Source organism: Rhodococcus sp. MT28, assembly GCF_058792695.1.
On sequence record NZ_JBXAFD010000006.1, the window covers coordinates 63,942 to 88,378 of the forward strand.

General features: G+C 62.7%; 21 protein-coding genes and 1 riboswitch. Of the genes, 13 read left to right on the plus strand and 8 right to left on the minus strand.

Annotated features, from left to right (window positions below):
* Nucleotides 1-92: 92 nt before the first annotated feature.
* The 3 genes from AC1Q6C_RS22795 to AC1Q6C_RS22805 all read left to right on the plus strand — a co-directional run bounded on the left by AC1Q6C_RS22795 (nt 93) and on the right by AC1Q6C_RS22805 (nt 4,651).
* The gene (locus tag AC1Q6C_RS22795; RefSeq protein ID WP_037129354.1) at nt 93-677 is read left to right on the plus strand and encodes a TetR/AcrR family transcriptional regulator; all 585 of its coding nucleotides are present in this window, start codon (nt 93-95) and stop codon (nt 675-677) included.
* A gap of 45 nt (nt 678-722) precedes the next feature.
* Nucleotides 723-896, plus strand: a riboswitch (M-box (ykoK) riboswitch).
* Between the two features lie 347 nt (nt 897-1,243).
* Nucleotides 1,244-3,937, plus strand: a complete 2,694-nt coding sequence (mgtA, locus tag AC1Q6C_RS22800) for a magnesium-translocating P-type ATPase (protein WP_492666824.1) — start codon at nt 1,244-1,246, stop codon at nt 3,935-3,937.
* A gap of 9 nt (nt 3,938-3,946) precedes the next feature.
* Nucleotides 3,947-4,651, plus strand: coding sequence for an MgtC/SapB family protein (locus AC1Q6C_RS22805; RefSeq protein ID WP_003941187.1), 705 nt, complete (start codon nt 3,947-3,949; stop codon nt 4,649-4,651).
* An 18-nt stretch (nt 4,652-4,669) separates the two neighbouring features.
* On the opposite strand, the gene AC1Q6C_RS22810 is transcribed toward AC1Q6C_RS22805, so the two are convergent.
* From AC1Q6C_RS22810 to AC1Q6C_RS22830, 5 genes are all read right to left on the minus strand, one after another.
* Nucleotides 4,670-6,031, minus strand: a complete 1,362-nt coding sequence (locus AC1Q6C_RS22810; protein WP_230359467.1) for a lipase family protein — start codon at nt 6,029-6,031, stop codon at nt 4,670-4,672.
* Nucleotides 6,032-6,095: 64 nt separating this feature from the next.
* Nucleotides 6,096-6,545: a GNAT family N-acetyltransferase gene (locus AC1Q6C_RS22815; protein ID WP_230359468.1), complete on the minus strand. Its 450-nt coding sequence runs from the start codon at nt 6,543-6,545 to the stop codon at nt 6,096-6,098.
* 18 nt (nt 6,546-6,563) lie between these two features.
* Nucleotides 6,564-7,040, minus strand: coding sequence for a GNAT family N-acetyltransferase (locus tag AC1Q6C_RS22820; protein WP_042922718.1), 477 nt, complete (start codon nt 7,038-7,040; stop codon nt 6,564-6,566).
* A 175-nt stretch (nt 7,041-7,215) separates the two neighbouring features.
* A complete protein-coding gene (locus AC1Q6C_RS22825) occupies nt 7,216-8,337 on the minus strand; it encodes a DUF475 domain-containing protein (RefSeq protein ID WP_125050268.1) in 1,122 nt (373 codons plus the stop codon).
* Nucleotides 8,338-8,474: 137 nt separating this feature from the next.
* Entirely contained in the window at nt 8,475-9,050 is a 576-nt protein-coding gene (locus AC1Q6C_RS22830) for a TerD family protein (RefSeq protein ID WP_003941199.1), read from the minus strand.
* Between the two features lie 243 nt (nt 9,051-9,293).
* On the opposite strand from AC1Q6C_RS22830, the gene AC1Q6C_RS22835 reads away from it, so the two are divergent.
* The 9 genes from AC1Q6C_RS22835 to AC1Q6C_RS22875 all read left to right on the plus strand — a co-directional run bounded on the left by AC1Q6C_RS22835 (nt 9,294) and on the right by AC1Q6C_RS22875 (nt 19,546).
* Entirely contained in the window at nt 9,294-10,439 is a 1,146-nt protein-coding gene (locus AC1Q6C_RS22835) for a hypothetical protein (protein WP_007727045.1), read from the plus strand.
* Nucleotides 10,440-10,531: 92 nt separating this feature from the next.
* Nucleotides 10,532-11,689 carry an HpcH/HpaI aldolase/citrate lyase family protein gene (locus AC1Q6C_RS22840; RefSeq protein WP_164490546.1) on the plus strand — a complete coding sequence of 386 codons (1,158 nt, stop codon included), beginning with the start codon at nt 10,532-10,534 and terminating at the stop codon, nt 11,687-11,689.
* Complete coding sequence (locus tag AC1Q6C_RS22845) at nt 11,686-12,975, plus strand: phosphoribosyltransferase family protein (RefSeq protein WP_054827720.1); 1,290 nt, start codon at nt 11,686-11,688, stop codon at nt 12,973-12,975. Before AC1Q6C_RS22840 ends, AC1Q6C_RS22845 begins: the two co-directional genes overlap by 4 nt.
* The gene (locus AC1Q6C_RS22850; protein WP_003941082.1) at nt 12,972-14,081 is read left to right on the plus strand and encodes a cysteine protease StiP family protein; all 1,110 of its coding nucleotides are present in this window, start codon (nt 12,972-12,974) and stop codon (nt 14,079-14,081) included. Before AC1Q6C_RS22845 ends, AC1Q6C_RS22850 begins: the two co-directional genes overlap by 4 nt.
* Complete coding sequence (locus AC1Q6C_RS22855) at nt 14,078-14,935, plus strand: HAD family hydrolase (protein ID WP_082661496.1); 858 nt, start codon at nt 14,078-14,080, stop codon at nt 14,933-14,935. The genes AC1Q6C_RS22850 and AC1Q6C_RS22855 overlap by 4 nt, the downstream gene beginning before the upstream one ends.
* Nucleotides 14,936-14,962: 27 nt before the next feature.
* A complete protein-coding gene (locus AC1Q6C_RS22860) occupies nt 14,963-16,357 on the plus strand; it encodes a TerD family protein (RefSeq protein ID WP_039972770.1) in 1,395 nt (464 codons plus the stop codon).
* A 158-nt stretch (nt 16,358-16,515) separates the two neighbouring features.
* On the plus strand, nt 16,516-17,409 hold the full coding sequence (locus tag AC1Q6C_RS22865) for an SGNH/GDSL hydrolase family protein (RefSeq protein WP_230359469.1): 894 nt from the start codon (nt 16,516-16,518) through the stop codon (nt 17,407-17,409).
* Nucleotides 17,410-17,449: 40 nt separating this feature from the next.
* Nucleotides 17,450-19,006 carry a TerD family protein gene (locus tag AC1Q6C_RS22870; protein WP_230359470.1) on the plus strand — a complete coding sequence of 519 codons (1,557 nt, stop codon included), beginning with the start codon at nt 17,450-17,452 and terminating at the stop codon, nt 19,004-19,006.
* Nucleotides 19,007-19,090: 84 nt separating this feature from the next.
* Nucleotides 19,091-19,546, plus strand: a complete 456-nt coding sequence (locus AC1Q6C_RS22875) for a tellurite resistance TerB family protein (protein WP_003941110.1) — start codon at nt 19,091-19,093, stop codon at nt 19,544-19,546.
* 56 nt (nt 19,547-19,602) lie between these two features.
* Here AC1Q6C_RS22875 and AC1Q6C_RS22880 read toward each other — a convergent pair whose 3' ends face one another.
* Nucleotides 19,603-20,124 (minus strand): 2-oxo-4-hydroxy-4-carboxy-5-ureidoimidazoline decarboxylase, encoded by a 522-nt coding sequence (locus AC1Q6C_RS22880; protein ID WP_054781899.1) that lies wholly within the window; start codon nt 20,122-20,124, stop codon nt 19,603-19,605.
* A gap of 497 nt (nt 20,125-20,621) precedes the next feature.
* On the opposite strand from AC1Q6C_RS22880, the gene AC1Q6C_RS22885 reads away from it, so the two are divergent.
* Nucleotides 20,622-21,086, plus strand: coding sequence for a hypothetical protein (locus AC1Q6C_RS22885; protein ID WP_136472130.1), 465 nt, complete (start codon nt 20,622-20,624; stop codon nt 21,084-21,086).
* A 948-nt stretch (nt 21,087-22,034) separates the two neighbouring features.
* Here AC1Q6C_RS22885 and AC1Q6C_RS22890 read toward each other — a convergent pair.
* Nucleotides 22,035-23,828 (minus strand): alpha/beta fold hydrolase, encoded by a 1,794-nt coding sequence (locus AC1Q6C_RS22890; protein ID WP_007727030.1) that lies wholly within the window; start codon nt 23,826-23,828, stop codon nt 22,035-22,037.
* Nucleotides 23,825-24,424 carry a TetR/AcrR family transcriptional regulator gene (locus AC1Q6C_RS22895; protein WP_039972767.1) on the minus strand — a complete coding sequence of 200 codons (600 nt, stop codon included), beginning with the start codon at nt 24,422-24,424 and terminating at the stop codon, nt 23,825-23,827. The genes AC1Q6C_RS22890 and AC1Q6C_RS22895 overlap by 4 nt, the downstream gene beginning before the upstream one ends.
* Nucleotides 24,425-24,437 lie beyond the last annotated feature (13 nt).

Below are 24,437 nucleotides of genomic sequence, written 5' to 3' on the forward strand. Positions count from 1 at the left end.
TGTCAATACCCGAGGTATTGAATACTCTAGGTATCGTGACTGAATCTCGTCAACCGGACTGGACTCCGGTAACCCGCCCCGGACGTGACGTGGTGCGGCAAAGACTGCTCGACGCTGCGGCGGAAGAGTTTGCGGAGCGCGGATTCAGTGCTGCACGTCTCACTGAAGTTGCTCGCCGAGCGGGCTTCACCAAGGGGGCTGTCTACTCCAACTTCGAGTCGAAACAGGATCTGTTCGCCGAACTGTTCGCGCAACGGTCTCTCGAACTGGCCGGCCGGGTGCTCGCCGAGATTGCCGGGATGAACCCGTCCGACGCGGCGGGCAAAGGTGGCGAGGCCATTGCCACGTGGATGGTCGACGACCCGGGGTGGTCGCTTCTCGTCCTCGAATTCGGAGTGCTCGCCGGGCGTGATCCGCAGATCGCTCAGGCGTACTTACGTGAGCGTCGCCACTTGCGCAGCCAACTCGTGGAGTTGATCGGCGAACGTGCCCGTGAATGGGGAGTGGACGATTCCTTTGACGTGCGGACAACCGCAATCTCGTTGATGGCGTTGATATCCGGGCTCGTTCTCGAACACTCCGTGGATCCGGAAGAGGTTGATCAGAGTGTCATGGGTGCCGCCGTGACGGCACTCTTCGCCGGCGCCGTCGCACGGGCAGGATTGTCCGCCGTCTGAGTTGCTCAGTTGACAGGCAACAGATTTGAGAACTACCCTCTGGGTGCAGTACCTCGTTAGGTGAGGCTTCTGCACGAACACAGGCCACTGATCTCACGACGTCGAGAGACGCCCAAGGTTAGGACAGATCTCCCCGGCTTAAGGGGTGATCCAAAGTGGCTTCCCGTTCTTGATCGGGACACGTCGTGCAGTGCCAAAACTCGGACGTGGAGGTGTTTTCGCAGCTTGATGCCGGTTTCTTCCGGCGAAGGCGAGAGTACGTCGATATTCGGTTCTCCTGGCGTGTGCTGTGCGCATGTACTTGTGTGGCGTCATCGGACGCCCCGAACTTTCAGGAGGTGACCATCGTGGACGACCCGCCGAGTCGATATTCGACCCATCCTTCTGTTCTTGCCGACGATGCTCACCCCGGTCTTTTGCTCTTCAGTCACTGACTCTTTGCATCCTCGGCTTCATCTGCGCGGCTTTGCCGCGACCGCTGACGACTTCCATTGTCGCTCAGCGCATTCTGCTGCCCTCATGCACTGGCATGGTCCGGCGTGTTCGGGCAGCCGAGGAGATTCGTCATGTCATTTTCCGTTCTCGCATTGCGGCCACGGCCCACGAGAAACATTGCACAACAAACACATTCAACAGTCCTGGCAAAGGAAAGCGCACAGGAATTGGTCGACTTCTCGGCCTCGGACACGCGCACCGTTCTCGCGGATCTGACCACGACGGCCAACGGCCTTCGTGACGATCAGATCGACGATCTTCGTCGGCAATACGGGCGCAACGATGTCCGCCACGACCGCCCGGCGCCGGCAATCGTGCAGTTCGCGGGAGCCTTCAAGAACCCGTTCATCCTGATCCTGGTATTCCTCGCCCTGATCATGGTCGGGACCGACGTGGTCTGGGCGGACCCCGAGGACGGTCCTTCCTACGAGGGCATCATCACTCTCGGGTTGATGATCTTTGTCAGTGTCTCACTGAGGTTCTGGCAGGAATACCGTTCGAGTCGCGCCGCCGAGGCGCTCAAGGCGATGGTTACGACGACCGTCGCGGCCACCCGCAAGATCAACAACACCGTGGTCACGGCTGAGATTCCGATCGAGCAGTTACTGCCGGGGGATGTAGTCCAGCTTGCCGCCGGCGACATGATCCCGGCCGATGTCCGCATCATCCGGGCCAAGGATCTACAGGTCAATCAGTCCATGCTCAGCGGTGAATCGATGCCGGCCGAGAAGTCGGCGGACCCGTCGTCGGGGATCGACGTCGATCGCCTGCTCGAAGCCGAGAACATCGGGTTCATGGGTACTTCCGTCGTGTCGGGCAGTGGCACCGCCGTTGCGGTACACACCGGCAAGCGGACCTACTTCGGTGCCATGACAGCACAATTGGCGTCCAAGCGACCCGAAACCAGCTTCGATGTCGGGGTGCGCAGTGTCAGCTATCTGCTGATCAAGTTCATGCTGATCATGGTTCCCGCGGTGTTCATCATCAACGGACTGACCAAGGACTGGAGCCAAGCACTACTCTTCGGCGTCGCCACCGCGGTGGGGTTGACTCCGGAAATGTTGCCGCTCATCGTGACGGCGAACCTGGCCAAGGGTGCGCTCCACATGTCGCGCAAGAAGGTGATCGTCAAGCAGATCAACGCGATTCAGAACTTCGGTGCCATGGACGTTCTGTGCACGGACAAGACCGGAACTCTCACCGAGGACCGCATCGTTCTCGGTGAGCATCTCGATACTGCCGGACGTAAGTCCGAGGACGTATTGCGGCTAGCGGCGGTCAATTCCGTGAATCAGACCGGATTGCGCAGTCTTCTCGACGACGCGGTGATCGAGGCCGCCGGTCCCGAAGTGGTCGAGGAGATCTCGTGTCGGCACGGGTTGGTGGACGAGATTCCCTTCGACTTCAAGCGCCGTCGACTCTCCGTGGTGGTCGACCACGGAGACGCCGATCTGATCGTAACCAAAGGTGCAGTGGAAGAGCTCCTTTCGGTCTGTGAATCGGTGGAACTGGACGGGGTGACCCACCAATTGACACCGGGATGGCTGGCCCGAGTCGACCGTCTGGTCGCGGAGCTGAACGGTCAAGGCAAGCGAGTGCTTGCGGTGGCAACCAAGACAGTCGTCGAAGAGCAGCGCCGCGAGTACTCGACGGCCGACGAAGAGGGCATGACCCTGGTCGGTCTGCTGGCCTTCCTCGACCCGCCGAAGGAATCTGCGGCCGGGGCGATCGAAGCCCTCGCGAGCCACGGAGTCGCGGTCAAGGTAGTGACGGGTGACAACGAACTGGTCGCCGAAACCGTCTGCGGCAAAGTCGGTATCGACGTGGGGACCGTGGTCTCCGGCGCAGAGATCGAAGCGTTGAGCGACGACGCCCTCGACGAGTTGGTGCAGCGGACAACCGTCTTCGCGAAGACGGATCCGATGCAGAAGGCACGCATTGTCGAATCGCTGCGCCGGGTCGGCCACACGGTTGGTTTCCTCGGTGACGGTGTCAACGACGCACCCGCACTTCGGGCGGCGGACGTCGGCATCTCCGTCGACACAGCGGCGGACATCGCCCGCGAATCCGCGGACATCATCTTGCTGGAGAAGGACCTCGGCGTACTCGAACAAGGAGTCATCGAAGGGCGTCGTACCTTCGGAAACATCCAGAAGTACATCAAGATGACTGCGTCGTCGAACTTCGGGAACGTCTTCTCGGTGCTCGTCGCCAGTGCCTTGCTGCCGTTCATCCCCATGATTCCCGTAGTTCTGTTGTTGCAGAACCTGATCTACGATCTCTCGATGCTCACGATCCCGTGGGATCGTGTCGACGACGACTTCCTCGCGAAGCCCCGCAAGTGGGAGACCAAGAGCCTTCGCCGGTTCATGGTGTTCATCGGCCCGATCAGTTCGATCTTCGACATCTCGACGTTCGCGCTGATGTGGTTCGTGTTCGCCGCCAACTCTCCCGAGCATGCAGCGCTGTTCCAATCGGGTTGGTTCATCGAGTCATTGATCTCGCAGACGCTGATCGTTCACATGATCCGCACCCGCAAGATCCCGTTCATCCAGTCGCGTGCATCGCTGCCGGTACTGCTCAGCACAGGCGCCGCCTGCGTCTTCGCGCTGGTGTTCCCGTTCACGTCCTGGGGTCATTCCCTCGGGTTGGTTTCACTGCCGTGGAACTACTTCCCGTGGCTGGTCCTCACTCTCGCGGCATACTGCGTCGTCACGCAGGTGGCCAAGGGAATGTTCATCCGTCGATTCGCGACCTGGCTCTAGGAGTTCACCGTGGAAATCCACGTCATCCTTGTGCGGATAGCGCTCGGGCTCGTCCTCGGCGCTGCCGTCGGGATCGAAAGGCAATGGCGCGCAAGGATGGCGGGTCTGCGAACCAACGCGTTGGTGAGCTTGGGTGCGACGCTCTTCGTCATCATGGGCGCGTACGGGTTTCAGGGCCCGGACGCTGATCCGACGCGCGTCGCAGCGCAGATCGTCTCGGGGATCGGTTTCCTCGGTGCTGGAGTGATCATGAAGCAGGGTGCGTCGGTCACCGGCCTGAACACTGCCGCCACTCTGTGGGCCACTGCCGCCGTCGGCGCACTGGCAGGTGGCGGAATGTACTGGGTCGCGGTGTTCGGTGCCGGCGCAATCATGTTGGCGAACACGCTGTTGAGGCCGTTGGGCCGGATGATGGATCACCAGCCTGCCCGAACCGGACGCGAAGAACCACCCGCGGACTACACCTTCGAGGTGACCTGTCACGGCGACGCCGAAGCTCACATCAGAGGTCTTACCGTGCAGTCCATTTCGAGGCCCGAGTTTCAGCTCCGGTCAGTGCAGTCCTTCGACATCCCGGACAGCGACCGCGTGCGGGTGGTGGCCGAACTGGCTGCCGCGGAGCGTGACGACGGACTCCTGGAATCTGCCGTCAGCCGACTTAGCCTTGAACCGTTGGTGACTCACGTTCGGTGGGAGGTGGAACCGTCGAAGTAGATCCAGGCTCGCTGTCAGTCAGCGCTCATGTTCTTGCGGCGCAAGTGAGTTCCCCGGTGCAATGTTCGCGCAGTTGGACGGTGCAGGCTTGCCGTTCAAGCGGTCGTCGACCCAGGCGAGCGCACCGGGGAGCCAGAGCATGGCGCCGAGGAAGTGGCTGATGGTGTCGTACTGGTCGTACTGAATCGCCAGGCCGGCGTCGCAGTACTTGCGTGCGAGGGTGCGGACGTCGCCCGTGATCATCACGCCGTCTCCCGCTCCGACACCGGGGCCTCCGGGTTGGGTGCCCTCGATGGTGCCGTTGGCCGCCTGCGCGATGAACATCGGAATGGTCGGTGTCGCCGCGGTGCCCATGTTGATCTTGTTCACGACATCGACGTACTCGGGAACCGTATTGGGATCGGCGTACTCGGGTTTGACCAGATCCTGCCAGGTCAGTCCGGGATACTGTGCCAGCACATTGCCGATGGACGCGTCTTCGAGTCGAGCCATGACGTCGCGTCCACGGTCGCTGAGATACTTCCCGAAATCGATGTCGTACGAACGCGCAACGCCGACGACTGCCATGCCGACTACGCCGCCCCACCCGATGCTTCCGCTCGCGTAGCGAAGGTTGTTGGCCGGATTGACCAGCACGCCTCCCTGCGCGGCACCGATCAAGTTGTCGTTGATCTCCGGTGCATATGCGGGAGCGAGGATCGAAGCCCAGTTGGTGGCGATCGCTCCGCCGGAGTAACCCATCAGCGCGATCTCTGCGTCGTCGGTGATTCCGGTTTCCGGGACATCGCGGGCGGCACGCAGAGCGTCGAGCGTCATCATCCCGTATTCGGGTCCGGCAGCGAAGTTGGCGGCCGGGCCCTCGGTGTCCGGGACGACGATCGTGTAGCCCAATGCGAAGAGCGGCCCGAACAGCGCGGCTTCGATGCTCGTGAAGGTACCGCCGATGTTGAAGTTGCGTCCGCTGGGAGTCCAGTCGCCGATCGGGGTGTTACCCGCGATGGCTCGCGACGGGCTGTCGTCGGGGTTCAGCGAATCGTAAAAGGACTGGTACGAAACAACTTTGTTCGGTTGGGCGTTGGCCGGGCGCAGGATCGAGGTGACGTTGGCGGACGGCTGTCCCAGGGCGTCGGTTGATCGGTAGAGAACCTGGACTGCCTGTATCGGGGTCGGGATGTTGAGCACGGTGTACGGCACGGTGCGAGTCTCGAGGACCGCGCCTGGAGCGTACGACGAGAGAGGCGCCGCGCCCTCGTAGCTGTAGAAACTGTCATCAGGGGACTGGGCAAGAGCCGGCTGCGCGAGTGCTGCCGGTGCACCGACGCCCGTCAGTGCAACCGCGAGTACTCCGACAACTGTGCGAGATAAGACCCTTGACGACATACTCGTCCTCCACATTGGTGTGCCACGCCCCACCCTGAGATCGCGGTGTGACGACCACCATATATTACTCGCGGGTAATGTGGGGATCGGTCAGATCGGGCGCAGGCTCGAGGTCTCGGCGTAGGAAGATCTCGGAGGACTCGCCTGGGAGTAACAGAACTCCCGCGTCGGTATATCCCATTGCGCGATAGAAGTTCTGGGCTGATTCGTCGGCGAGTGTGGAGGTGAGGACCTGCGAGTGTCCCGCGCGGCTCATGCGTTTTTCCCAATCTGTGACCAAAGCGCGCCCGATGCCTTGGCCGCGGTTCGAAGACAGGACGGTCAGCATGTTCATGAACGGAATCTCGTCCCAGAACAAGCCCCAGCGCAGCCATCCGATTGGATTACCGTTGTCCTCGGCGATGAGTATCCGGCCGCGTTGGACCACTGACGCGAGTTCCTCGGCAGCGACGTGCGAGTCGTGCTCACGTAAGAACGGCAAGTCTGTCTGCGCTGCGACGCGAATGTTCACCACAGAAGTCAGTATCGCCGTTCAGTCGGAGTTGATGGCGTTCGGCTTGGACAGGTAGACGACTCCGGGGATGTGGCTGGGGTCCGGCGGCAATTGGGAGTAGCCCGCTCGGGTGTACAGGCGAATGTTCCGCAGGCTCCTGCTTCCGGTGAACAGCTCGAAACGTGTGATGTGCTCCGGAGCGTTCTGTTCCACGTGCTGCAAGAGGCGTCGGCCGAGGCCGTTGCCCGCCAAGTCCGGTGCCACCATGAGGCGACCGATCTGCCATGCGGTTCCGTCCGCGGTTCCTCGCACGGCCCCGACGAGCCGGCCGCCGCGTCGTGCGGTCCAGACAGTCGACTCCTGAACCCAGGCTCGGACCGTGGGTAGGTCCTCGTGGAGCGGGGGTATGTCCATGCTGTTGTTGGAGATTGCTTCCGAGACCCAGCAACAGCGTTGTAGAACAAGGATTTCCGCGGCGTCCTCGTCCGTTGCGCGCTCTATGACTATCTCGTTCATGGTTTCCCTTACGAATAGGTTCTTCGCACCCGCAGGGCAATTGTTCACCCGCAGGCTGAATTTGGCGCGCGGCTGAGCAATTGGCGCGCGGCTGTGAATGCAGAGAGTTTCAATTCAGGCATAACAAACAAAACGCCCGCAACCAATTGGTCGCGGGCGTTTCGTGAAAAGAACGTCAGACAGTTGCCGGAGTGTTCTCGTCCAACTTCGGATCTTCGTTCGCGATTCGCTTGTTGCGAATGAGGCTGCTGATGAAAGCAGCGCCGATCAAGAAGACACCGACCAGGCCGGTGATGATCTCGTTGATGTGAACGCCGATGGACACCATCAAGATGACGGCCAGAGCGCCGATGGCCCAGTGCGCACCGTGCTCGAGGTAGACGTAATCGGAGAGCGTGCCCTTGCGGACCAGGAAGACCGTGATGGAACGGACGAACATCGCGCCGACGAAGCCGAGGCCGAGGGCGATGATGATCGGGTCTGCTGTGATGGCGAATGCGCCGATGACGCCGTCGAAGGAGAAGGACGCGTCGAGGACCTCGAGGTAGAGGAACAGGAAGAAGCCGGCCTTACCGGTCGCTTTCGCGAGCTGCGTGGGGCCGCCGGACTTGGTGGTTTCTTCCTCTTCGCCTTCTTCCGGCAGATTGAACAGTTCACCCAATCCGTTGACCGCGATGTAGGTGATCATGCCCAGAACGCCCGAGATCATGACGGTGGAGACCTTGTCGTCAGCAGCGAGGAAAGAACCACTGAGAACCAGGACGATGCCGGCCACGACGACGGAGAGCTGATCGAGCTTGCCGATGCGAGCGAGCGGCTTCTCCAGCCAGGACAGCCAGGTGATCTCACGCTCTTCGAAGATGAATCCGAGGAAGAGCATCAGCAGGAACATGCCACCGAAGGCAGCGATCTGCGGGTGAGCGTCGGTGAGGATGGTTTCGTAGCTCGGCTCGCCGTTGGCGAAGTACGCGGCGTCGTCCGCAGGCGGGTTCAGTGCGAGGTCGAGTGCAGCTACGGGTCCGAGACCGGATGCAGCCCAGACGATCACGAGCGGGAACACCAGACGCATACCGAAGACGGCGATGATGACGCCGATGGTGAGGAAGATCTTCTGCCAGAATTCACTCATTCTTTGCAGAACAGTGGCGTTGATGACGGCGTTGTCGAAGGAAAGCGAGATTTCCAGAATCGACAGGATGATGACGAGGAACAGTGCCTCGGGTCCGCCGTAGATGAACGCAACGATCATCGCGAGGATCGAAATTGCGATGGATAAACCGAATATTCGCAGTACCACGGAGCGTGGCCCTTTCTAGTTGGTCAATGCAGAGTGGTTACTGCAAGCGGTCTCTCACCGCATCCGAACGTGAAAACGGGGAGGGTTCCACAGACTACTGCGGAACCTTCCCCGAGTCAGCTCGTCGAGAGCGAAGATCAGACGTTGACGCCGTAATCGCGCGCGATGCCCGCGAGGCCGGACGCGTAGCCCTGGCCGATTGCGCGGAACTTCCACTCTGCACCGTTGCGGTACAGCTCACCGAAGACCATGGCGGTCTCGGTGGAAGCGTCCTCGGAGAGGTCGTAACGAGCGAGCTCGTTGCCGTTCGACTTGTCGACGACGCGGATGTACGCGTTGCGGACCTGGCCGAAGGACTGCGAGCGAGCTTCTGCGTCGTAGATCGAGACGGGGAAGACAACGCTCTCGACCTCGGCGGGAACCGCTGCGAGGTTCACGTCGATCTGCTCGTCGTCGCCTTCGCCTTCGCCGTCCGTGTTGTCACCCTTGTGCTCGATCGAGCCGTCGGGCGAACGGAGGTTGTTGAAGAAGATGAAGTGCTGGTCGGAGAGGACCTTCTTGTTCGAGCCTGCGCCGATTGCGCTGGCGTCGAGGTCGAAAGCAGCTCCGGTGGTGGAACGTGCGTCCCAGCCCAGGCCGACGACCACTGCAGTCAGGTTCGGGGCCTCCTTCGTGAGAGAGACATTGCCGCCTTTGGTCAAGCTGACGCCCATTCAGGGGTCCTTTCAAGAGGAGAGACAAGGCCCACTACGACGCGAAGTCGTCTTGGGAGTGTGTTTACCTCCACCACCCTAACCGCAGTTCCGGTGTGTTCGCCGTAACAGCAGAATTACGAACCGAGAAGCGAAGTGCTGGACCCGTAGGATTCAATCGTGGTGGGAAGATGGTCGGAGCGCTTCAATCGGGGGGCAAGAGTGGGGGAGTCGGTCAGTCGTGCGCGGGAGGCGCAGACGGCCATGGTTTCGGCGTTCCTCGACATGGACAAGCGGCAGACCATCGCGTCGGCAGCAGTCGACGCTTCCGCCGAGCTGTACCCCGAGCGAGGGCTGCGCGCTGCGTGGGAACCCGTTCGGGATCGGTGCTTCCAGGCTGCGTCGGACTACCTCGACACATCCGAGCGCTATGGCAACGATCAGGTACTTCACCAGAACCCGAACGGTGCTCGGGCGGCGTTCGAAAAGTCGGTAGCCGAACTCGTCGAGGCGGCGAAGGGCGTCGACGCCTTCTACAACGGGCATCGTGCGCACCTCGAGCAGGCGACGGTCACGATGTCCGCCATTCCCGTCCTCGGCCAGCAGGCCCGAACCCTGGCGAACGCCGTCCGGGAAAAACTGGCTGCCACCGATCAGCGCTATCGCGAGTACCCGTCGGTGGTGACGGCCTCCGAACACCTCGACGACGCGGTTGCAGCGCTCGACAATGCGCGCTCATCCGGTCGCGCCGACGCAGTCCGCACGCGGGCCGAGAGTGTCCGCGAAGCGGTATCGGCGCTCGAGGAAGCATTGGCAGAAGCCCCGTCGACCCAGCACCGTGCCGAGATGACGATTTCCTCGGTCTCGACCAGGTTGTCGGCAGTGCGCACTCGAGTGGACCGCCTGGATCCGGCGTACTCCGCATTGCTGCGCGAGTTCAACGCCGCGAGTTCCGCTGACCTCGTCGACAACAGCAGTCGCAGCCGAGCGCATATCGATCAGGCCGACATCGATCTCAAGGAAGCGAAGCAGTCGCTGGCTGCGGGAAACCCCGAACATGCACTGGCTTTGATGGCCGAAGCCCGCGTGCACCTCGCCGACGCCGAAGCGTGTGCCGACGCCGTGACGGACCGTCTCGCTACTCTGCGTGCAGTCCGGGCAGATCCGAGCCAAAAGGAACGTGAGGTTCGTTTCCGGCTGAAAGACGCCCAGATGTTCGCTGTTAACCAAGGGTTGGTGGCGGAGTGGGGCTCCGTACTCGATGCTCAACTAGCAAGGATCGAGCGAGCGAGTGCGTCACTGTCGGGAACTCATCCGGACTACTGGTCGTATGTATTACAGCTGGACTCGGTATCGACGTTCATCACCGAAGTTGTCGAGAAGATGCGGGCGCGAGCCGGCAAAAACTGAATGGTCGGGCCGATCGGGGGATCGGAGTTGCTCGACGCGTTGTCACAGGGGGTCGTTTCATGGACTTGATTGCGGTTACAGAGAGAAGAGAAATGCAGCACTTTCAACATCTCGAGGATGACGTGCGGGAGCAACTGTTCCTGCATGCGCCTCGATCGTTCGCGGATTCCGACGAGAGGGATCTGCTCGCGATTGCTCTGGGTGCAACTCTCTACGTTCCTGCCACCCGGGCCGGGTTGGCCGGCATCGTGTCCAAGCGTGCGTCCGAGGGCGTCAGCTCGATGGTGCTCGATCTCGAGGATGCCGTCGCCGATCACGAGGTCGAATCGGCGCGAGCGAACGCGGTCGAAGCTCTCGACAAGATCGCGTCCACCGACGCCGTCGGCATGCTGCTGTTCGTGCGGGTTCGTGAAGTCGCGGACATCCACAAGGTCGCCGCGTCGTTGACCGAGGGGCGCGCCGCGCTCACCGGGTTCGTAATCCCCAAGTTCGGCAGCGAGTCCGGCCCCGTGTTCCTCGACGCCGTCGCGGACGCATCCGAGTTGCTGGGCAAGCATCTCTACGCGATGCCGGTACTCGAATCACCCGCGCTTGTGCACCGCGATACTCGCGATCTCGAGTTGCGCACCATCAGTGGGATTCTCGCGCAACACCGCGATCGAATCCTTGCCGTCCGCATCGGCGCCACCGACATGTGCAGCACCTTCGGCATCCGTCGTGACCGCGATCTGACCATCTACGACGTGCGCGTGGTGGTCGACGTCATCGCCGACATCGTCAACTATCTCGGGCGCGCGGACGGTTCGGGTTTTGTCATCACCGGGCCCGTGTGGGAGTACTTCGCCGATCACGAACGCATGTTCCGGCCGATGCTGCGCGCCACCCCGTTCGAGGAACACGACGCCGTCCGGTTCCGTCAGCATCTCGTCAGCCGCGACCTCGACGGTCTGCTCCGTGAGATCGCGCTGGACCGAGCCAACGGAATCCAGGGCAAGACGGTCATCCACCCGTCGCACGTCGCAGCGGTCAATGCATTGTCCGCCGTCACGCACGAGGAATATCACGATGCCCTCGACATTCTCGGTGCCGACGCCGGGGGAGTTCAGGCGTCCGGCTACCGGAACAAGATGAACGAGATGAAGCCGCACCGCAATTGGGCCCATCAGACTGCGCTCCGAGCTCACGTGTTCGGTGTGACCAACAAGGGAATCACGTTCGTCGAGTTGCTGACGGCGTTGGTCGATCGATGACAGAGGTTGTCCAGTCCCGGGACGTTCCCTGGGCTACAGCAGAATTCGGCTTGGACCTCGTTCACGGTGATTCGTCGCTCGGGCATTCGGTGCCCGATCTGGTGATCCCGGGTCTTCGGCGGAATCCGCGTCGCGCTCACCTGCTGGTGTCCACTGTGCTGGGAAAGCACGTGCCCACCGAGCCGTCCGTGGTCATCGGTGCTGCCGACGACCTCGGCGATCTGGTGCGGACAACCCTCGGTGAGGGTGTCGACGTCGTCGTGCTCGGGTTTGCCGAAACCGCAACAGGTTTGGGTCATTGCGTTGCGGCCCGTCTGCGCGCTCACTGCTACCTGCACTCGACTCGTCGCGACGTACCAGGTGCTACGACGCTCGCCGGGTTCGAGGAGGGGCACTCGCACGCCACGAGCCATCTGATGCAGCCGACGTCCGCCGAACTGTTCGAGAACGACCTGCCTCTGGTCCTCGTCGACGACGAGATCTCCACCGGCGCCACCGCGATCGATGCCATCCGGGCGCTGCACGGGCAATGCCCGCGAAGCCGCTACGTCGTGGCCTCGCTGGTGGACATGAGAACCGAGGAACACCGAGTCGCCGGCGAAGCCGCGGCGGCAGAGTTGAATGTACGAATCGACTACGTCTCTCTCGCTTCGGGTTCGACGGTCCTGCCCGACGGCCTGACCGAGCGCGTCACGGCGCTGGATGCTCCGGATCTCAATCCGATCGGTGACCGCCGTGGCACGCTGGCACGGATCGATCTGCCGTGGCCGGCACATGTCCCCGACGGTGGCAGGCACGGCTTTCTCGATGGCGACACCGCGGCATTCGAGTCAGCCGTCGAGGCAGCGGTGTCCATTCTCAAATCGTCGATCGACGCGTCGCGTGCTGTGATCGTGATCGGTCACGAGGAGTTGATGTACCTGCCACTGCGCATCGCTGCGGGCTTGGAAAGCTCTGGGCGAGCAGTTCGTTACCAGACCACAACTCGCTCACCCGCGTACGTCGTCGACGTGCCGGGATACCCGCTGCGTCGCGGGTTCACCTTTCCGGCGCCCGAACTGGGTGAGAACGACCCTCGATACGTCTACAACGCGCAGTGGCCTGATGCGGCGGTCGACGCCCTTGCGTTGCTGGTCATCGACGAGCCCGCCGACACCGATCGGTTGACGGCGATGGACGGAGTGGTCGAGGTGTTGCGGAACTCCGGCACCGACGTCCTGGTCGCCACCGTTCGCGGGGCCGATCCGTCGGCGCTGCGAGATTCCAGAGCAGGGAGCTCGTCATGAACGAACCATTGGTCGGGCCCGAATTCGGTTCGTACGCGCCGGGCGAAGTGAAGTGGCTGCTCAAGGATCTCTCGCACGTGGATCTCGAAGCGGATGTATCCGTGCGCGAGAAGCGTATTCAGTCGGGTGAGGCGCACTATGCCGAGTCTCTCCCCATCGAGTACCAACCCGATCAGGCATACCGGGATCTTTTCGAGACGGTGCTCGCCGAGAGCGCTCCACGGTTGGCGCGCGCTGTCGGGACCGTGATGGACCTGGTCTTGGCCGAGCGGGGGAGTGACATCACGCTGGTCTCACTCGCCCGGGCCGGAACACCGATCGGGATTCTGATGCGGCGCTGGGCCCAGCAGACCCGCGGGTTGACGTTGCCGCACTATGCGGTGTCCATCGTCCGTGGCAAAGGAATCGATTCCGTCGCACTCGATTATCTTGCGCACCATCACGACTCGGAGAACGTCGTCTTCGTCGACGGCTGGACGGGCAAGGGCGCCATCGCCCGCGAACTCGACGCAGCGTTGACGGAGTACCACGAGGCAGGCGGAGCGAAGTTCGACTCCGATCTGGCTGTTCTCGCCGACCCCGGACACTGCGTGCGAACGTACGGGACCCGTGACGACTTCCTGATCGCGTCGGCGTGCCTCAATTCGACGGTGTCCGGCTTGGTCTCACGAACTGTCCTCAACGACACCCTCATCGGGCCCGGCGATTTCCACGGCGCCAAGTTCTACGCCGACCTCGCCGACGTCGACGTTTCCAACAGGTTGCTCGACGTGGTCTCGGCCGAGTTCGATTCGGTTCGCGGCGACGCAGCGGATTCTCTTGCTGCAGTGCTCGATTCCGATCGGACGCCGACCTGGGCCGGTTGGGAGTCGGTGGAGAAGGTGCAGGCCGAGTACGGGATCTCGACGGTCAACTTCGTCAAACCCGGTGTCGGAGAAACAACCAGGGTGCTGCTGCGCCGGCTTCCCTGGAAGGTTCTGGTGCGCGAACTCGAAGCCCCGGAGCACGCACACATCCGGTTGTTGGCACAGGCCCGTGGGGTCCCGGTCGAGGTCGTCCCGGATCTCGCCTACTCGTGTGTCGGCCTGATCAAGGACATCACGTGAGCCGTGTGGACACCGCTGCGTCCCAGGTCCTGATCGCCACGGATCTGGACCGCACGATGATCTATTCGCAGGCCGCGATCGGCGGCGATCCCAGTGGCTCCGACCTGGATTCGGCACCGAGCCCGCTGTGCGTCGAGTACTACAACGGCGGTCCGCTCTCGCACATGAGCGTCGAATCGATCGAACTGCTGACTGCGCTCAGCTCGCGGGTTCCGGTGATTCCGACAACGACCCGGACCATCGCACAGTTTCAGCGGATCGATCTCCCCGGCGGACCGTGGAAGTACGCGATCACGAGCAACGGCGGAAACATCCTGGTGGACGGCGAAGCCGATCGCGAGTGGCGAAACGAGATCGACCGTTCGACCCGCAAGGCCGGCGCCGAGTTGCCGCAGGTTCAGGCGGAACTGGAATCGCGCATCGACTCGAGTTGGGTCAGCTCCATTCGTGTTGCCGACGATCTGTTTCCGTACCTGGTCGTCGATCTGGCCGTGATGCCGAGTGAATTCGAGACCGAATGGAATCACTGGTGTGTGGCGCGGGGCTGGAACGTCTCTCGTCAAGGCCGGAAGATCTACACGATGCCCGACGCTGTCTCGAAGTCACGCGCGCTGGCAGAGGTGCGCCGCAGACTGGTCGAGTCGGGTGATCTGGATCAGTCCGCCGTCGTGATCTCGGCTGGTGACGGCGCATTGGATGCGGACATGCTCGAATACTCCGATTTCGCGATCAGGCCCAGGCACGGTGAGCTGGAAGAACTGAATTGGCAACGGCCGACCGTTACTGTGACAGAAAGGTCCGGTATCGCAGCGAGCGCGGAGATCTTGCGGTGGTTCTCTTCCGCGCTCGGGTAATACACGCTCTCTATGAAGGGGATTTAGTTGTCTGTATCGCTTGCCAAAGGGCAGAACGGCCCGCTGGACGTCTCGGATGTAGTTGTCTCGGTTCAGCTGGCTGCGGCCGCTGACCTGTCTGCACTCCTCGTGACGAGCAACGGAAAAGTTCGTTCCGACGCCGACTTCGTCTTCTTCAACCAGCCGACCGGACCCGGCGTGCAATTGGTACCCAACCCGGGTGGCATTGCCTCACTCCGAGTCTCACTCGCCGGCGTACCCGCCGATATCGAGCAGGTTCGCGCCGTCATCACGCTCGACGACGCTTCGTCGAACTTCGGGCGCACTGCTGCACCGACCGCTCGGGTCTCCGATGCGGCCGGGAACGTGTTGTACGAGTACGTGATCGACGGCCTCACCACCGAGTCCATCGTCATCGCGCTCGAGGTGTACCGACGCCAGGGTGCATGGAAGGTGCGCGCCGTCGGCCAGGGGTACGCGGGTGGATTTGCCGCGCTGGTCACCGATCACGGTGTGTCCGTCGACGATGCGCCCGCGCCGCCGCCGCCCACTCCGGTCGCGGCTCCGGCGCCGATCACCCCGCCCTCGTCCGTCGCTCCTACACCGCCGGCGTACAACCAGCCGCCGCAGCAGCAGCCTTCGTACAACGCGCCGCCGGTTCCGCCGGCCCCGCCCGCGTACAACCAGCCGCCTGCCTACAACCAGGGACCGACGCCGCCGGCCTACCCGCCGGCGCAGCAGCCTGCGTACAACCAGCAGCCGACGTACAACCAGGCACCCCCGGCGCCTCCCGTGCAGAACCAGCCGCCGGCGCAGCAGCCCGAGGTGAGCCTGGTCAAGGGACGCCCCGTCAGCCTGACCAAGGGACAGAAGGTCACACTCCGCAAGGAGGGCGGCGTCGCGCTCACCATGATCCAGATGGGTCTGGGTTGGGATCCGATCAAGAAGAGCGGCCTGTTCGGAAGCCGTACCGCCGACGTCGACCTCGACGCTTCGGCACTCCTGTACGCCGACGGCAACCTCGTCGACGTCTGCTACTACGGTCAGCTGACGTCCAAGGACGGCTCGGTCCGTCACATGGGTGACAACCTCACCGGCGACGGAGACGGCGACGACGAGGTCATGCTCGTCGATCTGCAGCGGGTCCCGGCTCACGTGACCACCGTGATCTTCACCGTGACCTCGTACCGCGGACACACGTTCGAGCAGGTCTCCAACGCGTTCTGCCGTCTCGTGGACAGCACCACCAACTCCGAGCTCGCTCGATACACGCTCCAGGGCGGCATGGCTTTCACCGGAATGGTGATGGCAAAGGTGTACCGCGTGAACGGTGAATGGAAGCTGCAGGCCATCGGTGAAGGTATCCAGGCCAAGCACGCAGGAGAAGCTGCGCCGCAGCTGGGCCGTTTCCTCACTGCTTGAGTCGAGACTGCATAGTCGAGATGAATCCGGTTCGGCGGTAGGTGATTTCGATCGCCGTCCGTCGAACCGGACATCGTTTCCCCCTCTGTGCGTTAACCTCATGCGGCATGTCGAGCCGTCAGTCGAGCGGCCGTGCGCGAGAGGACTTGGCACAGTAGATGATCATTCGAGGGAAACTTCTCGGTCGGGCGGCGGCTGTCGCAGGCGTTGTGCTGGCGCTCGTGAGCACCGGAATCGCGCAGGCTTCGGTGCCGCAGTCGGAAACGCTGTCAGGTGTATCCGGCACCGGGATCAAGTACGTCGCCCTCGGTGACTCCCGCGCCTCCGGCCCAAGGCTGGAACCGATGTACCCCGACGCCTGTTCGCGTTCGTACGAGAACTTCGCGGGCAAGATCTCTCGGGCACTCGAGGTCGCGGAGTTCACCGACGTCTCTTGCAGCGCGGCACGCGCCGAGAACATCATCGACACTCCACAGCTGATTCCGAACTACTGGCCTGTCCAACTCGATGCCGTTCACCCGGACACCGACCTGATCACCATCTCGATCGGCGGCAACGACTCCAACAGCATCTTCCTCGGCCCCCTGTGCGTCGCTCCGGGGCCAGGAACCGATCGTGGATGCCGGTACGACCCGCTCGCGAATTCCGTCGCCCAATCCGGAATCGACCGGGCTGCCGGAGAATTGGATCGCATCCTGACTGCGGTCACGCAGCGCGCGCCTAACGCTCGCATCTACCTGATCGGAGAGGGCGGCATGATCTCCTCTCGCGGATGCTGGCCGAACATTCCGTTTTCAGACGCCGACGCATCCTGGTTCATGGACTACTTCGCTCGCTACAACACGAAGTTCGACGAGGTCGCCCACGCCCACGGTGTGCGCACTGTCGACATTGCGGCGGCGAGCATCGCCGGCGGACACGACGCATGTGCGAGTGCAGATCAGCGTTGGTTCGAAGGCCTGTTCTCGGAGTCGACGGCGCAGCGCTTGCACTTCACGGACGCCGGGATGACCGCGGTCGCCGATCTAGTGGTGGCGGACCTGCAAGGCTGACCGAGAGAGCCCGGTCATGGCATAGTTCGCTGCTGTGGGTATGACTTTTGTTCCCGGACAGAACGCGCCGCTGCAGGCGCCCGTGGTGACGTTTCGAGCCGAGAGCCAGACGCCGTTCGACGTGTCGGCGCTGGTAGCGGACGCGAACCTGCGGGCATTGACGTCCGCGGACTTCGTGTTCTACAACCAACCATCCACCGCTGGAGTGCAACTCGACGAGAGTGGCATCCGGGTGGAACTCGATCGACTTCACCCCGATGCCGCGGCCGTGTTGTGCATCGTCAGCGTGGATCCGGCAGCGACGGCCGCGGGCGCCTTTCGCACGGCCGGGCTCTCCGCCACCCTGAGCGATCAATCCGGTTCGGTCCTGGCCGAATTCGCGATCCCCACCGCAGGTACCGAGACAGCGGTCATCTGCTGGGAGCTGTACCGAAAGTCCAGTGCCTGGAAGATTCGGGCCGTAGGGCAGGGCTATGCGGGTGGTCTGGCGGAACTGATCTCGGTGCACGGCGTCGAGGTGGACGACGAGCCGGCACAACCCGCTCCGACAGCTGCGCCGGAGTGGGACTCCGCCGTGGAGCCGTTGGAGGTGGGCCGCGGCCTCGAGCGTGCGTGGATGATCTTCGAGGACGCCTCGCGTTCTGCCGCTTCCTTCGTCTCCAGCAGCGAGTACGCGCTTGCCCGTTTGGACGAGGATCTGACCGCAGCCGTCGCAGATCCGTCGTTGCGGAACTCGGCGGCGGGAGTGGCGGCGCGCGATGCCGCACAGAAGCGTCACGACGACCTCGTGTCACTCGCGCGGGACAATCACGCCCGCGACAGCGCTCAGCTTGCGCACGAACTCGGTGTGATCGACGGCGTGCTCCCACGGTCGATGGCGTCGTGGAAGTCGGTGTCGTGGGCGGGTACAACCGATCCGGCCCAGATCACAGCCGTCAGCGACGGAATGCGTCTCGGCGAGCTGTCGGCTCCGGACCGCGGCACACTCACCGTTCCGTACTGCGTCCCGTTGCCATTGCGCCGGCCGATCTGGGTGGACAGCACGTCGAGCAAAGCAGCGCTCGGTCTGATCAGTGCCGTCACCGTGCGTGTCATGGCCGCCGGCCCGATGCCGCTACTCGACGTCGTCGACCTGACCGGCTCGCTCACGCCACTGACCGACCGACTGGCACCGATGCTCGCGGGGCCGGTCATCACCGCTCACACCGAGATCTCGGCGCGCTTGCGGGCACTGGCCGAGGCCGTCGACATGGGCGAACTCGCGCGAATGAGTGGCGTCGCCGACGGGCCGAGTTCCCTGCGCCTGTTGATCCTCAGCGATTTCCCGCACGGATACTCCGCCGAAGACGCACAGACCATCATGTTCCTCGCCGAACGCGGGCCGGCAATCGGTTTGTCCATACTGATTGTCGGAGAGGACGAGTCGAACTTCGCGGAAGAATCCGTCGCCGCACTGTCCGAGGGGTGCCAACATCTTTCGGCGGCAGGGCAGACGGAGGTTCACGATCCGTGGACCCGCACGCAATGGCACTTCACCCCGGACGTGCTCGACCCGATCTCCGAGTCGCGAATTCTGGCAGTGTTCGACCGCACCTAGCGGCCGATGGCGGATTGCCGAGCACACAGGCAGAGTGGTGGTACGACCACGCGCGGTGTGTGGCGGCAATACTCGAGGAGACTCATGGCATTCTGGGATCAGTTGAAGGCTAAGGCTCAGGAGATGAACGGCCAGCTCAAGACAAAGACCAGCCAGTTCCAGAACAAGGAATTCAAGAACGCGAGCATGGCAATGTGCGCGTTGATCGCCGCCGCAGACGGTTCGATCGATCCGTCGGAGCGTCAGAAGACCGCCGCGCTGATCATGAGCAACGAGTCGCTCGCGGTCTTCCCGCCGGACGAGCTTCGTGAGCAGTTCGACTGGTACTGCAGCAAGCTGTCCTCGGACTACGAGTTCGGCAAGGTCGAGGCAACCGCGACCATCGCCAAGCTCAAGTCGAAGCAGGATCAGGCCCGCGCGGTCATCCAGATCGGCATCATCATCGGCGGCGCGGACGGCAACTTCGACGAGCACGAGCGCGGCGTCGTACGCGACATGTGTTTTGCAGTCGGAATCTCTCCGGCCGAGTTCGATCTCTGATCGATTCAGAGCATGAAAGCGGGTGCGGCGCGAAAGCGCTGCACCCGCTTTTCTTTTCAGTACTCGGGATAACCGTCCTCGGGCCCGAGCATGCGCTCGATCCTCGTCCGCGTGATCTTGGCGAGCTCGTCGACGCAGACCTTGCGCTCGACGGACCGTTCGTTGGACATGCGCTGGCCGATGTTCTCGAGCAGGTCGTCGGCGTCGTGGCCGTGCGAACACCACAGATACCGGAAGCCGAAGTTCCGCTCGTAGTCCTCGCCGGCGCGATAGATGGTTGCCATGACGGCGTCGTCCGGAACCCAGATCGAGCATTGCTCGAGGTGGGACGGCACGCTGTTCTTGCGCACGCCTACGGGTGGATGGCATTGCAGGGCGCGTTCGACGTCCTCGTCCGAGAGGTTGAGAATCGCGTCCTCGGCGCGCGAGAGGATCTCCGCGTGATCGGCGAACGGACGTCCGTCGCTGACCCACCCGGCCCACGTCAGCGAGCAGCAGCACTCGAACAATGCGTGAACCGCCTTCTGCCGCGGTAGTTCGTTGAAGCGCTCCAACCCGATCGATTGATGTAGCAGCATGTGACCTCCCGGCCCGTTGTGCTTTCAGGCGCGCTCGACATGCCGCGCGGTAACCAGATGCGCGACCATATCGATAATTCACTGCTTCACCTGGGAAAGGAAGGTTTGCTCCCCGAGTTTTCAGGTTCTTAACGCGGCGTAACGAGCTGACCGACACGGTCTCCACCCGACAAGGTTCGCTGACGAAGCCGACTCAACCGGGCGCCGATGACCACAGGAGATGGCGAGCAATCTGTCCCGAAAAGAGGCCAATCAACGTTGCGTCTGATGCAACTTCACGGAGATCGGTTGGCGATCCCGCCGTCTCCGAAAGGCGACCAGCGGCTTGACAGGGTCGGCTCTCGTTTGAGGCTCTCGGCGTCGGCCCCTGCAATGGGCAGGGAGTGTGTCTCGTTCGCTGGCAGTCGTGGAGGCTCCGCGCGAGTTCGCGGTTGGCTCGATTTTGTATCGGGCCGTAGATGTCATATCAAGAATCTATGAGGTCGAGGGTGGATACGGTGGGCGAGCGGAGGGGGATGTGGATCGTCGCCGCATTGTCGATACTTGCTCTGGCAGCACTCATCTGCGCGGTGGTGACGTTCAGCATTGCTGTGCAGTCGATCTCCGGTGGTATGGGTCCTGCTGTCGAAGCGAGGGTGCTGGACGTGGAGGACGGTGCCACGCTGGGCCGTTGTGTGCATCCGCGCACCTATACGGTGGGATGGGCGCAGGACGAGGTGGACCACATCGAATCGTTCGTCGAGTGCTCCAGCGCGCACGAATACGCTGTGGGGCAGACGGTCAGGTTGTGGCGGGGTTCGAGTGGTCACTTGGTCGGATCGAGTCCGACGCTGATCGTGGCTTTGAGTAGTTCGCTGTCATTGGCGACGGGAGCGTTGGCGGTTTTCTCCGGGCGGAAGGCAGTTCGGGCGTGGCCGGCTCGACGGAAGGGGCGTAGTGATGTGGGGACGTTGAACATGTGAGTCCGTATGGCGGCGGCGGTGGCAGGGAAACCGGAATTTCACGTAACCGTCCTCGCGGCTACGCCATTCGAACGCAAGTAGCTCGGCGATTCGTTTTGTGGGGCGACGCAAGCGCTCGCTGCCTCGGAAGTAGCTCGTAGACGTCACGATCTTCCACGGTTTATCTGCGCCGTTTGGTGTGTGAACGGCGAACTCTCCATGAGGTGCCGTGACTCACTCAGAGGTTTTCGTCCTGGACGAAGGGTATTGATTGTTCGATGTAGTCGGCGTCGGGTGTCGCGTCGACGGCTGCGGGTACGGGGTCGTTTTCCATGGCGGTGGTCCTTACTGTGCGGTGTGTCCTTCTGGCTGTGCGGATTTCAGTGTTGTTTGCGCGTTGTCGCGGCGTAGTGCTGCGGTGCTGTCCTCGAGTTCGAGGACCCGCCTGATGCCGACGAGGTTGATGCCGTCGGCGATGGGGTGTTGCTCACCAGGCTCGCGGCGGGCACCCTCGAAGCTGCAGCGCCGGCCCCGCCGATCATGTTGCCTCGCTACTCGTATCGGGTTCCGGTGATGCGGCCTCGAGCCACTCAACGCTCCCCTCCGTTGCAATTGAAGTGAAGGAACACTGCGCGATTCGAATACTGCACGGCCCGTCGACCTCCCCGGTTGTCACTGATCCGGAGCAACAACGCATTCGAGGAGGCTTCAGATGATTGCTGGGGTGGGATTCGGTGGCTTCCATTGCCGTGGGAATGGCGGATAGCGCTCTCCTAGGTGACTCCATGCGAGCTCAAGCGGAACGCAGTTTTACTGACGCCCTGGTGAACACTTCGGCAGCCATGAAGCTCTTACGTCGACTGCTCAAAGGACTGGAGTTGTGCTGAGTGTGATGGTCACCGACAGACTGGCCAGCTACAGATTGGATGCCCGTATCTCTGTCAGCTGCTGAAACCGCAGGCGTCTATGTCACGCGAGCGATCCCTCGAGCAGATCGACGAGAGCATCGGTATGGGTTAGTTGCGGATGGTGCCCGGCACCCGGCAGCGAGATCAGCTTGATGTTCGGAAGTGACTCGAGCTGCGCAACCGCGGCCGGGTCGATTGGGTCTTTGCTTCCTGTGATGATGCGGACCGGGCCACTGAATCGCCTAAGCGCTTCTTGGAGTTCAGCACGCCACCGCTTCGATCCCGCACGGGCGAGATGCTCGGCCACGCTCTTGGAACTGCTTCGCTCGAGGTCACTGAGACTGGAAACGAGAGAATCCGCGCTCGCTTCTGATCCGGTCAGTTTGCGTGAGAGCCGTGCCGGGTCTGCGTGTCGCAAGTAGGCGCGTACGAGCGGCTTCAGTCTGGCCGAGGAACCCATCGGGGCCTGGAGGAAGAACGGTGCGATCAACGTGAGGGACTTCACCTGCGCCGGGAACCGGTCAGCCGCAACTACTGCAGCAGCCGCACCGATGGAGTGGCCGACGAGGTCAGCAGGTTCACCAGCTACTACCGCCGGCAGCCACTCATCCCAGTCCTGAACGCCGGCCCCGCTACTGAGGCCGAGGCCGGGCAAGTCGACGACCCGCCCCTCGATGCCGGCAGCTACTTCTGCCCACGTGTCCGCGTTCACGGGCATGCCGGGAAGAATCACCCGACTCGATCCTCGTACGCCGAGCTCAAATGTCCTCAGGCCGCCGACGTCGACGAATCGACGGTCGGCGGACATGACGGCACCAAACCGATGCGCTGCCAGGTAGTCGGCCCACCGTTCGAGGGACACCAGCACGTCGGGCATCAGGATCCCGTGTCTGTCGGCGAACTCGACGGCGGACTCTGTCGGATAGCGGTCGGCGGACATGAAGGTGAGGGTCTCGGGATCGGCCTTGGTGATCTGCTGCGGGAGCCGCTTGATGACGCCGATCGGAATCCTGACCCGCGGGACCTTCGCACCGAGATGCCGACCGACGTGTGTGAGCAGGTCCGCTAGCGGTGGGGTGTCGTCGTGGAGAACCCAGTAGGCCATGCCCTCAGCAGCGGGATCGACCGCAGCTGCCGTCATGAAGGCCGCCAGATAGTCGACCGTGACGATCGGGAGAAACGTCGATTCGTTTCCAGGCAACGCTGCTGCGGTGCCGTTCCAAATCTGCTCGACTGTGCTGGCCAGCCCGATGTGCTGGTCGGATTCCCCGGTGGCGCTGTCGCCGATCACGCTGGACGGATTGACAATGGTCCAGGGAACTCCGTGCTTGAGGGCTCGGGCCTGGAAGATTGCGTCGGATTCCACTTTTGACGCTTCGTAGGCGCCAAGGTCCTTGTAAACCGCGGTGCGGTGATCGTCGGGCCATGGAACCGTTGTGGGGTCTTGTCCGCCGACGCGGTAGCCCGACACGTGGATCACGCGCTGCAGGTTGGGGAGGTCCTTGGCGAAGTCGATCAGCTTCTCGACGATGCCGACGTTCGCGCTGCGTGCCTCCTGGGCGGTCATTCCGAATCGGTAGGACCCGGCGCAGTTGTGGATCTCTGTGATGAAAGGGAACGCCGATGGGCCACCCGCGACGATTTCAGGAGCGTCGAAGTCGACGATGGTCGTGCTGATGCTCCGCGTCAGGCCATGCTCTCTGACCCATCGCTCGACACGGGCCCCGGACTCGGCGGTCCGAACTGCCGCCGTGACGTTCGTACCAGCCTCGGCGAGGGTCAGGACGAGGTGCCGACCGACCAGACCTGAGGCCCCGAAGACCAGGGCGTGACGGGAGACGTCGCGTGGAGTCATCGCGTTCCGCCAACGGTCTGGCAGCGCTGGTTGATGAGCTCCGCAACGATGTCAGCGGCCGAAATCAGGGGTTGCGTGTTTTGCGTAGCGCGAGAGACGATGACCGCCCCCTCGATCGTCGACACAACAACGGTCGCCAGGGATCGGGCCTCGTCGGGGACAACGCCGCTGGCCTCGAGAAACGCGGTTGTCAGGGCGATCCACGACTCAAAGGCAGCGGCGCACGCCTGCCGCAGACGCTCGTTCTCCGCGCCCATCTCCAGGGTGACGACAGAGACCGGGCAACCCCGCCGGAAGTTGCTCTCGCTGACGATGGTCGTCAGGGCCTCGATCGCGGCGCGTGCTGCCTCGGCCGCATCGACCCGGGAAATCGCGGCCTCTGCAATCAGCGTCCCGAATGCCTTCGTGGCGAGCTCAATCGCTGCGACGCCCAGGCCTTCCTTCCCGTCGGGGAAGTGGAAGTAGATCGACCCTTTCGGCGCTGCGGCGTGTTCGATCACGGCGTTCAGGCCCGTGCCGCTGTAGCCGCTGGTCTGGATGAGCTCGAGCATGGATTCTGCGAGCCGTGCCCTTGTCAGGTCTCCTTTGGATGCCATGAGCCAACAATAG

Coding starts and splice junctions, on each gene's coding strand:
- AC1Q6C_RS22850 (WP_003941082.1), top strand. CDS start 12,972: ATGAACGAACCATTGGTCGGGCCCGAATTCGGTTCGTACGCGCCGGGC.
- AC1Q6C_RS22830 (WP_003941199.1), bottom strand. CDS start 9,050: ATGGGCGTCAGCTTGACCAAAGGCGGCAATGTCTCTCTCACGAAGGAG.
- AC1Q6C_RS22810 (WP_230359467.1), bottom strand. CDS start 6,031: ATGTCGTCAAGGGTCTTATCTCGCACAGTTGTCGGAGTACTCGCGGTT.
- AC1Q6C_RS22820 (WP_042922718.1), bottom strand. CDS start 7,040: ATGAACGAGATAGTCATAGAGCGCGCAACGGACGAGGACGCCGCGGAA.
- mgtA (WP_492666824.1), top strand. CDS start 1,244: ATGTCATTTTCCGTTCTCGCATTGCGGCCACGGCCCACGAGAAACATT.
- AC1Q6C_RS22895 (WP_039972767.1), bottom strand. CDS start 24,424: ATGGCATCCAAAGGAGACCTGACAAGGGCACGGCTCGCAGAATCCATG.
- AC1Q6C_RS22890 (WP_007727030.1), bottom strand. CDS start 23,828: ATGACTCCACGCGACGTCTCCCGTCACGCCCTGGTCTTCGGGGCCTCA.
- AC1Q6C_RS22835 (WP_007727045.1), top strand. CDS start 9,294: ATGGTTTCGGCGTTCCTCGACATGGACAAGCGGCAGACCATCGCGTCG.
- AC1Q6C_RS22865 (WP_230359469.1), top strand. CDS start 16,516: ATGATCATTCGAGGGAAACTTCTCGGTCGGGCGGCGGCTGTCGCAGGC.
- AC1Q6C_RS22870 (WP_230359470.1), top strand. CDS start 17,450: ATGACTTTTGTTCCCGGACAGAACGCGCCGCTGCAGGCGCCCGTGGTG.
- AC1Q6C_RS22875 (WP_003941110.1), top strand. CDS start 19,091: ATGGCATTCTGGGATCAGTTGAAGGCTAAGGCTCAGGAGATGAACGGC.
- AC1Q6C_RS22880 (WP_054781899.1), bottom strand. CDS start 20,124: ATGCTGCTACATCAATCGATCGGGTTGGAGCGCTTCAACGAACTACCG.
- AC1Q6C_RS22840 (WP_164490546.1), top strand. CDS start 10,532: ATGCAGCACTTTCAACATCTCGAGGATGACGTGCGGGAGCAACTGTTC.
- AC1Q6C_RS22845 (WP_054827720.1), top strand. CDS start 11,686: ATGACAGAGGTTGTCCAGTCCCGGGACGTTCCCTGGGCTACAGCAGAA.